This is a genomic window from Nocardia sienata NBRC 100364 (assembly GCF_001613205.1).
Taxonomy (GTDB): Bacteria; Actinomycetota; Actinomycetes; order Mycobacteriales; family Mycobacteriaceae; genus Nocardia; species Nocardia sienata.
Genome location: NZ_BDBX01000012.1, coordinates 47160 through 61362 on the forward strand (window position 1 = coordinate 47160; position 14203 = coordinate 61362).

Here is a 14203-nt window from a genome sequence, read left to right on the forward strand (position 1 = left end):
AGCAGACTATAGGTCCCGTTGGGCGATCCCGCCGGATTCGTGAACTCTCGTATCGTCGGCCCGGCCGCCGCGACCGCGCCGCGGGCGGCCGTTCGTCGGACGCCGACTGCCGCTCACCGGACACCGGCGACCATTCGTCCCGGGACCACCTCGGCGGGCCGGAGCGAGAGTCTAGGGTCACAGATGGCCCTCTATGGTGCAGGTAACGCGAAGGAAGTGACTCAGATGACCGAACCCGCCGATCACCCGGACGCCTACCCGCCGAGTGCGGAGTTCGCTGCCGCGGCGAATGTCGACGCCGGTATCTACGAGCGTGCCGCGCAGGACCGCGAAGCGTTCTGGGCCGAGCAGGCCGACCGCCTGCACTGGCACGAGCGGTGGAACCAGGTACTCGACTGGACCGACGCACCGGTCGCGAAATGGTTCGTCGGCGGCCGGCTCAATGTCGCCTACAACTGTGTGGACCGCCATGTCCTGGAGGGGCGCGGCGACAAGGTCGCGCTGCACTGGGAGGGTGAGCCGGGCGATTCCCGCACGATCACCTATTCCGATCTGCTCGCCGAGGTGAGCCGGGCCGCCAACTACCTGACCGAGCTCGGGCTGACCGCGGGCGACCGGGTCGCGATCTACATGCCGATGATCCCCGAGACCATTGTGGCGATGCTGGCCTGCGCCCGGCTCGGACTGCCGCATTCGCTGGTCTTCGCCGGTTTCTCACCGACCGCGCTGCGGCAGCGGATCGACGACGCCGAAGCCCGCCTGGTCATCACCGTCGACGGTCAGTGGCGCCGTGGGACTGCCGCACCGCTGAAAGAAGCCGTCGACGAGGCCCTGTACGCCAAGGGCGATGTGCCATCCAGCGTCGAGCACGTCCTGGTGGTCCGCCGGGTCGGCACCGAGGTGGAGTGGAACGAGGGCCGCGACCTCTGGTGGCACGAGACCGTCGCGCAGGCCGATCCGGTGCACGAGGCGCAGGCATTCGATGCCGAACACCCCCTGTTCATCCTCTACACCTCGGGGACCACGGGTAAGCCCAAGGGCATCCTGCACACCAGCGGCGGTTACCTCACCCAAACCAGCTACACCCACCGGGTGGTCTTCGACCACAAGCCGGAGACCGATGTGTACTGGTGCACCGCCGATGTCGGCTGGGTGACCGGGCACAGCTATATCGTCTACGGCCCGCTGGCCAATGGCGCCACCCAGGTGCTCTACGAGGGCACGCCGAATTTCCCCGACGAGCATCGGCACTGGCAGATCATCGAGAAGTACGGCGTCACTATCTACTACACGGCGCCGACGCTGGTGCGCACCTTCATGAAATGGGGCCGCCAGATCCCCGACGCGCACGATCTGTCCAGCATCCGCGTGCTCGGGTCGGTCGGCGAACCCATCAACCCGGAGGCCTGGCGCTGGTACCGGGACGTGATCGGCTCCGGCACCGCCCCGATCGTGGACACCTGGTGGCAGACCGAGACCGGCGCCATCATGATCTCGCCGCTGCCCGGTATCACCGCGACCAAACCGGGCGCCGCCATGACCCCCGTGCCCGGTATCTCGGCCGCTGTGGTCGACGAAGAGGGTAAGCCTGTGCGGCGCGGTGAGACCGAGGCCAACGGCTATCTGGTCCTGGACCAGCCGTGGCCGTCGATGCTGCGGGGTATCTGGGGCGATATGGAGCGGTACCGGGCCACCTACTGGGATCGTTTCGGCGACCAGGGCTGGTACTTCGCCGGAGACGGCGCCAAGCTCGATGTCAACGGCGACCTCTGGGTACTGGGCCGCGTCGACGATGTGATGAATGTTTCCGGTCACCGCATCTCCACCGCCGAAGTGGAATCGGCGCTGGTCGGGCACTCCGGCGTGGCGGAGGCGGCGGTGGTCGGCGCCACCGACGAAACGACCGGTCAGGGGATCGTGGCCTTCGTGATCCTCACCGCCGAGGCCACCGATACCGGGGCCGCGATGGTCGACGAACTCAAGGCCGAGGTGGCGCGCGAGATCAGTCCGATCGCCCGCCCGCGGGAGATCCATGTGGTACCCGAACTGCCCAAGACCCGCAGCGGCAAGATCATGCGCCGGCTGCTGCGCGATGTGGCCGAGGGCCGGGAGCTCGGCGATACCTCGACCCTGGTGGATCCGCAGGTCTTCGAGGCGATCCGGGCCGGCCGGGCCGACTGACCGACACCGATCCGGGCGCCCGCCCACGCGAACCCCGGCCTTCTCCGGCCGGTCGGCTCGCGTGGGCGGGACTCGTTTCGGCGCGGGGCACGAGGGCCCCGGCCCGCGGCGTCGGGGATGGCGCCAATAGAATTGCCGAAGGTGTGCCGGGAAGTCTGGTCGGCGAGATGGGCGCGCGTCTACGGAAGGAAGCTTCCACGGCGGGCGCGGCAGACGTCCGTGCGACCGAAAGGTTTCCCCGTGGTCACCAACCCCCGGCTGGAACTCGCCCGCTACCTCCGCACCGAAACCGTCGGTGGCGCACTGTTGCTCGTCGCGGCCGCGGTGGCGTTGCTCTGGGTGAACTCGCCGTGGGGCCAGAGCTACCTCACACTCACCGAAACCCACCTGGCCATCCCGCCGCTGCACCTGGATCTCACCCTGGCCGACTGGGTGCAGGACGGCCTGCTCGCCGTGTTCTTCTTCGTGGCCGGTCTCGAACTCAAACGCGAACTCGTCATCGGCGAACTCGCCGACCCCAAACGCGCCGCGCTCCCGATCATCGCGGCCGTAGGTGGGGTGGTGACTCCGGCGATCATCGCCTACACGGTGGGTTTCGGGGTCGACGGGATGGACCGCGGCTGGGCGATTCCGGTCGCCACTGATATCGCCTTCGCCCTCGCGGTGCTGGCCATGACCGGTTCCCGGATCCCGGTCGGTGCGCGGGTCTTCCTCCTCAGCCTGGCCGTGGTCGACGATCTGCTGGCGATCGTGCTCATCGCGGTACTGTTCACCACCGGCCTGGCCTTCGCCTGGCTGGCGGCCGCACTGGCCTGTTGCGCGGCCTGGTGGTTCGCGCAGCACAAACGGTGGACCTCCCCGCTGATCTACATTCCGTTGGCCCTGGTCTGCTGGTATGCCTTGCACGAAGCGCATATTCACCCGACGCTGGCGGGCGTGGCCTGTGGTCTGCTCACCCGGGTCCGCCCGGACAAGGGCGAAACCGAAGCCCCCGCCGCCCGCTGGGAACACCGGTTCCAACCCATTTCGGCCGGACTGTGCGTGCCACTGTTCGCGCTTTTCGCGGCCGGGGTGCCGATCAACGCCGAGGTTTTCGGCGAGCTGTTCACCGACCGGTTGTCGCTGGCGATCATCTTCGGTCTGCTCATCGGCAAAACCGTGGGCATCTTCGGGATCAGCTGGTTGGCCATCCGCACCGGAATCGCCGAACGGCCCGCACAGCTGGGTTATCGGGACATGTTCGCCCTGTCGGTGCTGGGCGCGATCGGGTTCACCGTTAGCCTGCTGGTGGCGGAACTGGCACTGGAGGACTATCCCGATTCCGCCGAACTCGCCAAGGCCGCGGTCCTGGTGACGTCCATGGCCGCATCGCTGGCCGGTTCGGCGCTACTGTTGCGGCGTGGGCGTGTCCACCGAGCACGGCGCGACGCGGATGCGCTAGAACCAGAACAGTAAGACCGAGCAGGATCGGGACAGGGAGAGGGTCGACCACGTGAGTGTCACACAGGGCGGTAACGGAGACGGTGTACGAGGCGGCACGGTCACCTCGATTCCGCTGTCCGAGATCGACCCGCACGCATCGGCCAGTTTCGGCAGTCTTGTCCGCGACGCCTCCGAGCAGGTCTCGACCCTGGTCCGCGCCGAAGTCGCCCTGGCCAAAGCCGAGGTCACCGGTGAGATCAAGAAGGGCATGCAGGGCAGCGTCTTCTTCATCGGCGCGCTGACCGTGCTGCTGTTCAGCAGTTTCTTCTTCTTCTTCGCCGTGGCCGAGACCCTGGACATCTGGCTCACCCGGTGGGCCGCGTTCTGGATCGTCTTCGCGCTCATGATCCTGGTGACCGCGCTGCTGGCGTTCCTCGGCTACCGCAAGGTGAAGAAGCTGCGCGCGCCGGAGAAGACCATCGATTCGCTCAAGCAGACCCGTACGGTCCTGCCCTCCGGGTTCGGCGGCCACGACGAGCCGAGCGCGCTGGAGAAGACCACGCAGCGGTAGGCGGGACCGGCACACCGCGACGGCCCGGCGTTCACTACGCTCGGACGGCGTGGCGTCGAACTTTCCACCGGACCCGTCCAGCGTGCGCTTCGGCGGCCCCTGGACGCATCGCGACGTGCACGCCAACGGGATACGGCTGCACATCGCGAGCGCTGGACCGGAGCATCCGGAGGCGCCGCTGGTCGTCCTGTTACATGGGTTCGCGGACTTCTGGTGGTCGTGGCGCCATCAGCTCACCGCGCTCGCCGAACTCGGCAATCATGTGGTAGCGGTCGACCTGCGTGGCTACGGCGACAGTGACAAACCGCCGCGCGGCTACGACGGCTGGACGCTGGCCGGTGATATCGCGGGGCTGATCCGCGCGCTCGGGCACACCGGCGCGACCCTGGTCGGGCATGCCGACGGCGGTCTGGTCTGCTGGGCGACCGCGGTCCTGCACCCTCGACTGGTCCGGTCGATCGCTGTGGTGTCCTCGCCGCATCCGGCGGCCCTGAAGAGTTCGGTGCTGCGGGACCACGCCCAGCGCCGGGCGTGGTTACCGGAGTTCCTGCGCGACCAGCTCCCCCGCTACCCCGAGCACCGGCTCACCCGCGACGACGGTGCCGGCGCCGTGCGGATCCTGGCCGACCGCGCCGACCGGTCCTGGGCGCGCACCGCGGATTTCGCCGACAGCGCCAACCGGATGCGTTCGGCCATCCGGATTCCCGGGGCCGCCCACTGCGGGCTGGAATACCGGCGCTGGGCCTTCCGCAGCCAGTGGCGGGCCGACGGTCGTCGGTTCATGGCGGTGATGCGTCAGCCGATCGATATCCCGGTGGTCTCCATGCGCGGCGAGTTCGACCGCTACATCCTGCCCGCCACCGTGCACCGCGGCCCGCAACTGTCACCGCACCGCCGGGTGGTCACCATCCGTGACGCCGCGCATTTCGCGCACCTGGAGAATCCGGACGCGGTCACCGCCGAGATCGCGAAGCTGCTCGCCGGGACCGACCGGCGAAGACCGGGTCGCTACGCCTGAGTGCCCGGTGTGGGTGGGACTCACTCACAGCCTGCGTACGTCCCGGCCGTAGACCGGCACCGGCCACCCGAGCCGCGTCGACCGGGGTGCGCCCGTGGGCGAGATCCGGTGGTAGCGGCCTTGGTCGGCTCCGCCGCATGCGGGTATTCGACGCCGCACCGACGAGGTCCCGAGCCGATTATCGGCGCACGGCCGCCGAGCCCCGGCCGACCCCGGCTTCGACACTCCCAGATACGCCAGGCCCGGCCGGCGCCCGCAGGTCAGCTCAGTACGCAGGGACCGGTATCCACCGGCGCACTGGCCGAGGGTGCGATATCAATACGTTCCCGGACCTCGTCGAGTGTGAGGACGTAACCGGTGTCGTCGTCGGTGACGGCGGCACCGAACACCACGCCCAGCACATTGCCCTCGGTATCGACCAGTGGGCCACCCGAATTCCCGGCCCGCACCGAGCCGCGCACGGTGTAGACCTCACGTTCCACCGTGCCGTCCCGGTAGATGGTGGGCCCCGTCAAATCCAGCGTCTCGCGCACCCTGGCCGCGCTCGCCGTGTACCGGCCACCGCCGGGATAGCCGAGCACAATCGCGCTCTCACCCGATCCGGCCGGTTCGGACGCCTGCGGAATGACCGGCGCGACCAGCCCGGGCACCGACAGCACCGCGATATCCATGGACGGATCGAATTCGACCACCGTGGCATCCAGCGGTCCGGCCGCGGAATCCACTGTCACGCTGGTGGTTCCGGCCACCACGTGCGCATTGGTCATCACTCGCTCCGGCGCCACCACGAAGCCGGAACCTTCCAGCGCCCGCTGGCAGCTCGGTGCCACACCGCGGATACGCAGCACGCTCTGCTGCAGGGAACCGGCGACCGGACTGGCCAGCACGCTGGGATCCGGCGGTTCCACCGCGGCGATGGGCGCGCGCCCGAACGGGCCGATCACATCCGGCAGACCCGAGGTGTTGAGCAGTTTGGAGAACTCGTTGGGCAGGTGGCGCAACCAGTCCGGGGCGACCCGGTTGACGTCGGCCAGTACGCGGGAACTGTTGATGGCCGAGGCGATGGCGGGCTGCGACGAGGTCGCCAGGGGCAGCGCCAGCAGCCAGGCCGTCACCAGCACCGCGCCGGTCTGCAGTACCGCGCCGACCACACTGTCGGCCCCGCGCGCGAAGGGATGGGTCATCCCGCTGCGCGCCGCCCGGCCCAGCACCATGCCTGCTACTTCACCGACGATCACCAGCAGCACGATGAGCAGGACGCCGGCCAGTACCCGGCTGCGGCCCTCATCGATGTGCACGAGAATGTGCGGGGCGATCAGAATGCCGGCGACCGCGCCGAGCACCACCCCGAGAAAAGCCAGTGCGGACGCCACCGCGCCCTGCCGCCACCCGGAGGAGGCGGCCAGGAGCGCCAATATGACAACCGCTATATCGAGCCACGCCGAGGAGCTCACAACACCATCCCCACTGCGGCCAACGCCTCTTCCAGATCACGCACGTCGGTTCGGTCCCATTCCGATTCCCAGCCCAGTGAAGTCACGAGTTCGGCCAGTATGCCGCCGGTGAGTCCCCAGACCAACATTCCGTCCACCTGGAAGGCCGGACTCCGGTACCCGAGCGCGGTGCGGACCAGGAACCGGTTGGCCGGATCGAGGAGTTCCGCCATCGGTACTCGCACCACCCGATCGGTTTCCGCACTGTCCACGACCCGCACCTCGCTCGGCGTGCGCCAATACGAGACGACCGGGGTGACGTCGAAGCGCGATACCGGGACGTACACCTTCGGCAGTGTGGTGATCGGCTGCACGCCGGTCCGGTCCAGACCGGTTTCCTCCCATGCCTCGCGCAGCGCGGTATCGACCGGACCGTCATCGCCGGGATCGGCGGCACCACCGGGAAATGCCACCTGCCCACGGTGCTGCCGCATGGTGGTCGCGCGCTGGGTGAGCAGTACGTCGGCGTCGGCAGGCAGCCCACCGGCTGCGGTCGGATCACCGGCCGGATCGCCCGCGAAGAGCACCAGGACCGCGGCCTCGCGGACCTTGCCCGCCATCGTGCGGCGCAACATCCGGGTACGGCCGAGAGTGTCGGCGAAATCGGGCTGGGCGGGTCCGGCCGCCCCGCTCAGCCAGGGCGGCACCAGATGTTCACTCATGGGATCTTCCTCGAAGGGGCTATACGCGCTCCGCAGCGGCCGAGGCGTTGGCGGACCGAATAGCGAAGCGTCAGCGAAGGAATTCCCATCATGCGGTGACTCCCAGCGCGCCGGCCACACTGGCGGCGATATCGTCCGCGTCGCGGAACGGGCGGGCGACATAGTCCGCGATCGAACCGTCCGAGCGGACCAGAACGGTGATCGGCAGGGCGGTCGGGGCCTGCGCGGCGGCGCGCACTCGGGCGTCGGAGTCCTGCAGCCCCGGCAGGTGCAACCCGGGGCGCCCCTGCGCCCGCAGCTCGTCGTCGAGCGCGGCGAGCAGCGCGAGCGCTTTCGCCTCGTCCGGGTCACTGTGCACCGTGACCACCTGCACCGCGGAGCCCGCCCGGTCGGCGTATTCCTGGAAGTGGGGCAGTTCGGTACGGCACGGTTGGCACCAGTACGCCCACAGGTTGAGTACGAGGGGCCGGCCGGTAAGGCGACCCGGGTACACCGGCGAGGCATCGGCGAGACAAGTCAGCACCAGATCCGCCAGCGGACCCGGCCGCGGTGTCGATGTCGACGCGGGGGGGCAATCCGCGGCGCCGGACGCCGCGCGCAGCGCGGGTTCGATCTTGCGGGTGGGTTCTGTCACCGGCCCTGCGTTTTCCGAACCACCGCGCGGCCAGAATGCGATCGCGGCCGCCAGGGCCACTATTACCGCCGTCAACGCCCATTTCCAGAAAACCGGTACGCGACTCACCGGCCCACCAGTTCGAGCAGATGCGGCGCCTCGGGTCCTTTCACGAGTTTTGCCGCCGCTTCCGGATCGGTGGGTCCGGCCCCGAACGAGGGGCAGTCCTTGGCCAGCAGGCAGACACCGCACGCCGGCTTCCGGGCATGACAGACACGCCGCCCGTGGAAGATCACCCGGTGCGACAGCATCGTCCATTCCTTGCGCTCGATCAGCGCACCGATCGCGTGTTCGACCTTTACCGGGTCCTCCTCGGCGGTCCACCCCCAGCGACGCACCAACCGGCCGAAATGGGTATCGACGGTGATACCCGGAATTCCGAATGCGTTACCGAGAATCACATTGGCGGTTTTCCGGCCGATGCCCGGTAAACGGACCAGCTCCGCCATCGTGTGAGGTAATTCACCGTCGTAGTGTTCGAGAAGTGCCTGTCCGAGGCCGATGAGTGAATTCGCCTTGTTGCGGTAGAAACCGGTGGGGCGGATGAGTTCTTCCAGCTCCGCACGGTTGGCCTCGGCATATGCGCGGGCGTCGGGATAGGCGGCGAACAGCGCCGGAGTGGTCATATTCACTCGCACATCCGTGCATTGCGCAGACAGGATCGTGGCCACCGCCAGTTCCAGCGGAGTACCGAAATCCAACTCGCAATGAGCGTCGGGAAATGCACGTGCCAGAAGCCGGTTCATACGGCGGGCACGACGCACCAGACCCAAACGCGTTTCCGCCGGTCGAGTACTGGATTTACGGGTGCGCGCCCCGCCGGCGGCCGGGCGCACGACAGCCGCCTCGACAGTGCCGGAAATGTCGCTTCCGACGGTTTCTGAGGGGGAGGTACGCACCCGTCCACCATACGGAACCGTCCGACAACGTTGTCTTCTCAGTTCTACTCCCGTATTCCATCTGAGACCTCGACCGTGTTAACTACCCGGCATGCAAGGACTCGCTGTGGTGCTCTTCCCAGTGGTGTTGATGCTGTTCGCACTCGGCATGGAACGGGTGGAGAACCGTCTGCGCAAACTTCTCGAGCCCGACGAGGAAGTCCAGGCCTACCTGGACAAGGCCAGCAACGCCGAGGTCAACGAGCTGACGAAGCTCGGACTACCGGCGGCGGTCGCGCGTATGCGCCGCCGCCGTAATCGCAGCGAGGAGGCGCGCGAGACCGTCGACATCGCCCGTGCGAGCTGATCGACATCGCCCGTACGAGCCGATTCGTGCGGGCGGCCGTACCGTCCCGACTCGCCCACGGTTAACCTTCCTTACGTGGTGTCTGTCACTGCGCGTCGATAACGCCGCGTAGACTGCACTGTCGGCCGAACCGCATCGGTCCGCCCGACGACTACAGCCGTTTCCCTAAGGAGCACATTCGTGGACGAGGCCCTCGCCAGAGCAGGCATCTTCCAAGGCGTTGAGCCCACCGCGGTGGCTGCGCTCGCCAAACAGCTGCAGCCCGTGGATTTCCCTCGCGGCCACGTCATCTTCAACGAGGGCGAACCGGGTGATCGGCTGTACATCATCACGTCCGGCAAGGTGAAGCTGGGCCGCCGTTCTCCGGACGGCCGGGAGAACCTGCTGACCATCATGGGTCCGTCGGATATGTTCGGCGAGCTGTCGATCTTCGATCCCGGGCCGCGTACCTCCACCGCCACCACGGTGACCGAGGTCCGCGCCGTGACCATGGACCGGGACGCGCTCAAGGCGTGGATCGATCAGCGTCCCGAGATCGCCGAACAGCTGCTGCGGGTACTCGCCCGCCGGCTGCGCCGGACCAACAACAACCTCGCGGACCTGATCTTCACCGACGTGCCCGGCCGGGTCGCCAAGGCGCTGCTGCAGCTCGCACAGCGGTTCGGCACCCAGGAGGCGGGCGCGCTGCGGGTGACCCACGACCTGACCCAGGAGGAGATCGCCCAGCTCGTCGGCGCCTCCCGCGAGACGGTCAACAAGGCGCTCGCCGATTTCGCGCACCGCGGCTGGCTGCGCCTCGAGGGCAAGAGTGTGCTGATCTCCGATTCCGAGCGGCTGGCCCGCCGGGCTCGCTGACACCGCGGCACGAACACCCCCGGCCATACCCGGGAGTCCACCCGATCGCGGAGGGTGGACCACCGGTCGGTACCGGGCGCACCGAGTACTTGCGGCGCTGCTACGTAGAACGGGCGGTGCTCCGAGGGATACCGTCCCCGGAGCGCCGCCCGTTGCCGAATACGCTCGGCTCAGTTCTGCGTGTCCTGCTCCGACCGCAGATACGTGAGCTGCGATTCCACCGAACTACGGGCCGCCGGCCACAGGCTCTCGTCGACGTCGGAGTACACCTTGCGCACCACATCCATGGCATCCGCGTCGGCACCGAGCTCTGCCAGGGCCGTGCGGACCTGTGCGAGCCGCTCCTGCCGGTGCGCGATGTAGTACCGCGCCACCGGTTCCGCATCCGGGTGATCGGGGCCGTGTGCGGGCAGCAGGGCCCGCCCCGCACCGGCCTCGAGCAAACGGTCCATCGACCGTAGATAGTCCCGCAGCGTGCCGTCGCGATCGAGCACCGTGGTGCCGCGACCGAGGATGGTGTCCCCGCTCAGCAGCGCGTCCTCGAGCAGGAAACTCACCGAATCGGCCGTATGCCCGGGAGTGTGCAGCACCGTGATCCGCAGGCCGGCGGCCTCGATCAGTTCACCGTCGGCCAGCGCCGTCACTTCGCCGCGCAGGAACTCCGGGTCCATGGCCCGTACCGGTGTCCCGGTCAGACGCACCAACTCGTCGATCCCACCGGTGTGGTCGGGATGCCGATGGGTGATCAGGGTGAGCGCCACCGCACCGCCGGCCGCCGCGGCGATCGCCGCGATGTGCTCCGGGTCGTCGGGCCCCGGGTCCACCACCACACAGTCCGCGCGATCGGGGGATCGCAAAATCCAGGTGTTCGTACCGTCCAGAGTCATCGGTCCCGGATTGTTCGCGAGCAGTACCGACGCCGACGGCGTCACCACGCGCAGTTGCCCGTAGGCGGGATGGGTGAGTGTCACCACAACACCTCCAATTCGAAAGTCGCCCGTTCGAATCTATGGGCAACGCGGCGGGTCTGCCGAACCGGGAGCGTGCGGCCTGCTCAGCGCACCTCGGCGATGAGTTCGACCTCCACCGGGGTGTTCTTCGGCAGTTCGAAGACGCCGACCGCCGAGCGCGCGTGCGCACCCGCGGGCCCGAACACCTCACCGAGGAACTCCGAGGCACCGTTGATCACCAGCGGCTGATCGGTGAATCCCGGTGCCGAGGCGACGAACCCGACCACCTTCACGATCCGTACGACCTCGTCGAGGCCGACCAGGTCGTGGATGGCGGCCAGCGCGTTCACCGCGCACCAGCGGGCGGCGGTCACCGCCTCGTCGAGCGAGACCTCGGCCCCGACCTTCCCGATCGCCGACAGCTCACCCGCCACGAAAGGCAACTGCCCGGAGGTGTAGACGTGGTTGCCGGTGCGTATCGCGGGCACGTACGCCGCCACCGGAGCCACCACGGCAGGAACCGTCAGGCCGAGGCGGTCGAGGTTGGCCCGCCATTCGGTCACGGGCCGATTCGCTTCGGATTCCACCACGGCGCTTACTGCTTCGCCCGCTTGAGGTAGGCGACATGCTGCTCACCGGTCGGCCCGGGCAGCACGGTCACCAGCTCCCAGCCGTCGGCGCCCCACTGATCCAGGATCTGTTTGGTCGCATGCGTCAGCAGCGGTACGGTCGCGTATTCCCACTGGGTCACATCGCTCATGCGCACGGAGCCTACTGGGTGCCGTCCGCGAGGCCCACGGCGCGACCGCGGGTCCGGTGATAGAGGGGTGGCCCCGGTGTCTGGTACACCACATCCACACAAACCGCAGTATGCGGGCATCCGTCCGATACGAGTTATAGGCTCGCGACCGTGGCAGAACCAACGACGATGTCGGAATCGGCCGAACCGGGCCTGAAGACGGGGTGGCCCGACAGCGCGACGAACGCCCGCCTGCACTACGTATCCGGTAAGGGCGGCACCGGTAAGTCCACGGTGTCCGCGTCCCTGGCACTGGCGCTGGCCGCCGGAGGGCGGCGGGTGCTGCTGGTCGAGGTGGAGAACCGCCAGTCGATCGCCCAGCTGTTCGATCTGCCTCCGCTGCCACCCACCGAGACGAAGATCGCCACCGCAGACGGCGGCGGCGAAGTGGTGGCCCTGGCACTCGATATCGAGCATGCGTTCCTGGAATACCTCGATATGTTCTACAACCTGGGCTTCGCGGGCCGGGCGATGCGCCGGATGGGCGCCATAGATTTCGTCACCACGATCGCGCCGGGCCTGCGCGATGTCATCCTGACCGGCAAGATCAAAGAATGCGTGGTCCGGTCCGACAACTCCGGACGTCCCGTCTACGACGAAGTGGTCGTCGACGCGCCGCCGACCGGCCGGATCGCCAGTTTCCTCGACGTCACCCAGGCCATGGCCGAACTCGCCAAAGGCGGCCCGATCGCCGCCCAGGCCGACGGAGTGTCCAAACTGCTGCATTCGGACCAGACGGTGATCCACTTGGTGACACTGCTCGAGGCGCTGCCGGTCCAGGAGACCCTGGACGCCATCGCCGAGCTGCGCGGAAATGATCTGCGCATCGGCAGCGTGATCGTCAACCGCGCCGTGCACAGCCCGCTCAACGCGGAGATGCGGGCCACCGCGGCAGCCGGTGAACTCGACACCGACGCCGTGCGCGCCGGACTGGAATCCGCCGGGATCACCCTGTCCACCGCCGACTTCGCGGGTCTGCTCACCGAGACAGTGGAGCATTCGGCCACCCTCGGCGCCCAGGACACCAGCGCGGCCGAACTCCTCGATCTGGAGGTCGCCCGGCTGCTGCTGCCCGCCCTCCCCAACGGTATGGACCTGGGCGGACTCTACGAACTGGCCGCCCATCTGAGCGAGCAGGGAGTCCGATGAGTACCCGACCGGCCGGTCCGGCCCCCCTCGATATCTCGGCCATCCTCGCCGACCCGAGCGCCCGCGTGGTGGTGTGCTGCGGTTCCGGCGGCGTCGGTAAAACCACCACGGCGGCGGCGATCGCGTTGCGCGCGGCCGAGCAGGGACGCAAGGTTGTCGTCCTCACCATCGACCCCGCCCGCCGACTGGCCCAGTCGCTCGGTGTCGCGGATCTCGACAACAGTCCGCAGCGGGTCGAACTGGGGCCGGAGGCCAAGGGCGAGTTGCACGCCATGATGCTGAACATGCGGCGCACTTTCGATGAGATGGTGCTGGAGCACACCACCGCCGACAAGGCCGAGCAGATTTTCGCCAACCCCTTCTATCAGGCGGTGGCCTCCTCGTTCGGCGGCACCCAGGAATACATGGCGATGGAGAAACTCGGCCAGCTCGCCGGACGCCGTGAATGGGATCTGATCGTCGTGGACACCCCGCCCTCACGCAACGCCCTGGACTTCCTCGACGCCCCGAAACGGCTGGGCAACTTCCTGAACGGCCGGATGATCCGGGTCATCATGGCGCCGGGGCGGGGCGTCGGACGGTTCGTCACGGGCGCGATGAGCCTGGCCGTACGCGGGGTGTCGACCATCGTGGGCGGCCAGATGCTCAAGGACGCCTCGAATTTCCTGCAATCGCTGGAATCGCTGTTCGGCGGCTTCCAGGAGCGGGCCAACCGTACATTCGCCATGCTGGCCAGGCCCGGCACCCATTTCCTGGTGGTCGCCGCGCCGGAACCCGACGCGCTGCGCGAGGCGTCGTTCTTCGTGGACCGGTTGTCCACCGAACAGATGCCCCTGGCCGGGCTGGTACTCAACCGGACCCATCCGGTCCTGTGCTCACTGCCCTCGGATCACGCCCTCACGGCCGCCGACGGGCTCGATGATTCGGATCCGCTATCGGCGGGGATACTGCGCGTACACGCGCAGCGGGTCTCGACCGCGCGGCGCGAACAGCATCTGCTGCACCGGTTCACGGGGGCGCATCCGCGGGTACCGATCGTCTCGGTGACCGCGCTGCCGTTCGATGTGACCGACCTGGCCGCATTGCGGGCGGTCGGTGCGCAGCTGGCCGGTACGCGGCCGACGGCGGACAGCTGAAGCGGTCGGACCGGGCAAACCGCCGGGCACTCGAAACTCGAGTACCCGG

15 protein-coding genes are annotated in these 14203 nt (G+C 68.2%); 8 read left to right on the forward strand and 7 right to left on the reverse strand.

Annotated elements, in window-relative coordinates; translation table 11 throughout:
- Positions 1–225: 225 nt before the first annotated feature.
- The 4 genes from acs to NS4_RS09930 all read left to right on the forward strand — a co-directional run bounded on the left by acs (position 226) and on the right by NS4_RS09930 (position 5192).
- Entirely contained in the window at positions 226–2181 is a 1956-nt protein-coding gene (gene acs, locus NS4_RS09915; RefSeq protein WP_063059271.1) for an acetate--CoA ligase, read from the forward strand.
- Between the two features lie 240 nt (positions 2182–2421).
- Positions 2422–3636: a Na+/H+ antiporter NhaA gene (gene nhaA, locus NS4_RS09920; protein ID WP_063059233.1), complete on the forward strand. Its 1215-nt coding sequence runs from the start codon at positions 2422–2424 to the stop codon at positions 3634–3636.
- Positions 3637–3673: 37 nt separating this feature from the next.
- Positions 3674–4174, forward strand: a complete 501-nt coding sequence (locus tag NS4_RS09925) for a phage holin family protein (RefSeq protein ID WP_063059234.1) — start codon at positions 3674–3676, stop codon at positions 4172–4174.
- A 49-nt stretch (positions 4175–4223) separates the two neighbouring features.
- Entirely contained in the window at positions 4224–5192 is a 969-nt protein-coding gene (locus NS4_RS09930; RefSeq protein WP_063059235.1) for an alpha/beta fold hydrolase, read from the forward strand.
- A 260-nt stretch (positions 5193–5452) separates the two neighbouring features.
- Here NS4_RS09930 and NS4_RS09935 read toward each other — a convergent pair whose 3' ends face one another.
- From NS4_RS09935 to nth, 4 genes are all read right to left on the reverse strand, one after another.
- The gene (locus NS4_RS09935; RefSeq protein WP_063059236.1) at positions 5453–6646 is read right to left on the reverse strand and encodes a MarP family serine protease; all 1194 of its coding nucleotides are present in this window, start codon (positions 6644–6646) and stop codon (positions 5453–5455) included.
- The gene (locus NS4_RS09940) at positions 6643–7347 is read right to left on the reverse strand and encodes an NUDIX hydrolase (protein WP_063059237.1); all 705 of its coding nucleotides are present in this window, start codon (positions 7345–7347) and stop codon (positions 6643–6645) included. The genes NS4_RS09935 and NS4_RS09940 overlap by 4 nt, the downstream gene beginning before the upstream one ends.
- Before the next feature lie 88 nt (positions 7348–7435).
- Positions 7436–7981, reverse strand: a complete 546-nt coding sequence (locus tag NS4_RS09945; RefSeq protein ID WP_245665238.1) for a TlpA family protein disulfide reductase — start codon at positions 7979–7981, stop codon at positions 7436–7438.
- 104 nt (positions 7982–8085) lie between these two features.
- The gene (gene nth, locus NS4_RS09950) at positions 8086–8856 is read right to left on the reverse strand and encodes an endonuclease III (RefSeq protein ID WP_063059239.1); all 771 of its coding nucleotides are present in this window, start codon (positions 8854–8856) and stop codon (positions 8086–8088) included.
- A 169-nt stretch (positions 8857–9025) separates the two neighbouring features.
- Between nth and NS4_RS09955 the strand changes: the two genes are divergently transcribed.
- Positions 9026–9265 carry a hypothetical protein gene (locus NS4_RS09955; protein WP_081877169.1) on the forward strand — a complete coding sequence of 80 codons (240 nt, stop codon included), beginning with the start codon at positions 9026–9028 and terminating at the stop codon, positions 9263–9265.
- A gap of 180 nt (positions 9266–9445) precedes the next feature.
- Positions 9446–10120 carry a Crp/Fnr family transcriptional regulator gene (locus NS4_RS09960; protein WP_039821685.1) on the forward strand — a complete coding sequence of 225 codons (675 nt, stop codon included), beginning with the start codon at positions 9446–9448 and terminating at the stop codon, positions 10118–10120.
- 170 nt (positions 10121–10290) lie between these two features.
- On the opposite strand, the gene NS4_RS09965 is transcribed toward NS4_RS09960, so the two are convergent.
- The 3 genes from NS4_RS09965 to sp36 form a co-directional block, all read right to left on the reverse strand.
- Positions 10291–11106, reverse strand: a complete 816-nt coding sequence (locus NS4_RS09965; protein WP_439955771.1) for an MBL fold metallo-hydrolase — start codon at positions 11104–11106, stop codon at positions 10291–10293.
- 68 nt (positions 11107–11174) lie between these two features.
- Positions 11175–11633 (reverse strand): RidA family protein, encoded by a 459-nt coding sequence (locus NS4_RS09970; protein WP_063059240.1) that lies wholly within the window; start codon positions 11631–11633, stop codon positions 11175–11177.
- 32 nt (positions 11634–11665) lie between these two features.
- Entirely contained in the window at positions 11666–11830 is a 165-nt protein-coding gene (sp36, locus tag NS4_RS32120; protein ID WP_157105979.1) for a Sp36 family protein, read from the reverse strand.
- Positions 11831–11998: 168 nt separating this feature from the next.
- On the opposite strand from sp36, the gene bagA reads away from it, so the two are divergent.
- Positions 11999–13018: an ATPase BagA gene (gene bagA / locus NS4_RS09975; protein WP_063059241.1), complete on the forward strand. Its 1020-nt coding sequence runs from the start codon at positions 11999–12001 to the stop codon at positions 13016–13018.
- Positions 13015–14154 carry an ATPase BagB gene (gene bagB / locus NS4_RS09980; protein WP_063059242.1) on the forward strand — a complete coding sequence of 380 codons (1140 nt, stop codon included), beginning with the start codon at positions 13015–13017 and terminating at the stop codon, positions 14152–14154. The genes bagA and bagB overlap by 4 nt, the downstream gene beginning before the upstream one ends.
- The last annotated feature ends 49 nt before the right edge of the window (positions 14155–14203 follow it).

Bases quoted from the DNA above. Each gene is read 5' to 3' on its own strand.
- acs (WP_063059271.1), top strand. From the start codon at position 226: ATGACCGAACCCGCCGATCACCCGGACGCCTACCCGCCGAGTGCGGAG.
- NS4_RS09940 (WP_063059237.1), bottom strand. From the start codon at position 7,347: ATGAGTGAACATCTGGTGCCGCCCTGGCTGAGCGGGGCGGCCGGACCC.
- sp36 (WP_157105979.1), bottom strand. From the start codon at position 11,830: ATGAGCGATGTGACCCAGTGGGAATACGCGACCGTACCGCTGCTGACG.
- bagA (WP_063059241.1), top strand. From the start codon at position 11,999: ATGTCGGAATCGGCCGAACCGGGCCTGAAGACGGGGTGGCCCGACAGC.
- bagB (WP_063059242.1), top strand. From the start codon at position 13,015: ATGAGTACCCGACCGGCCGGTCCGGCCCCCCTCGATATCTCGGCCATC.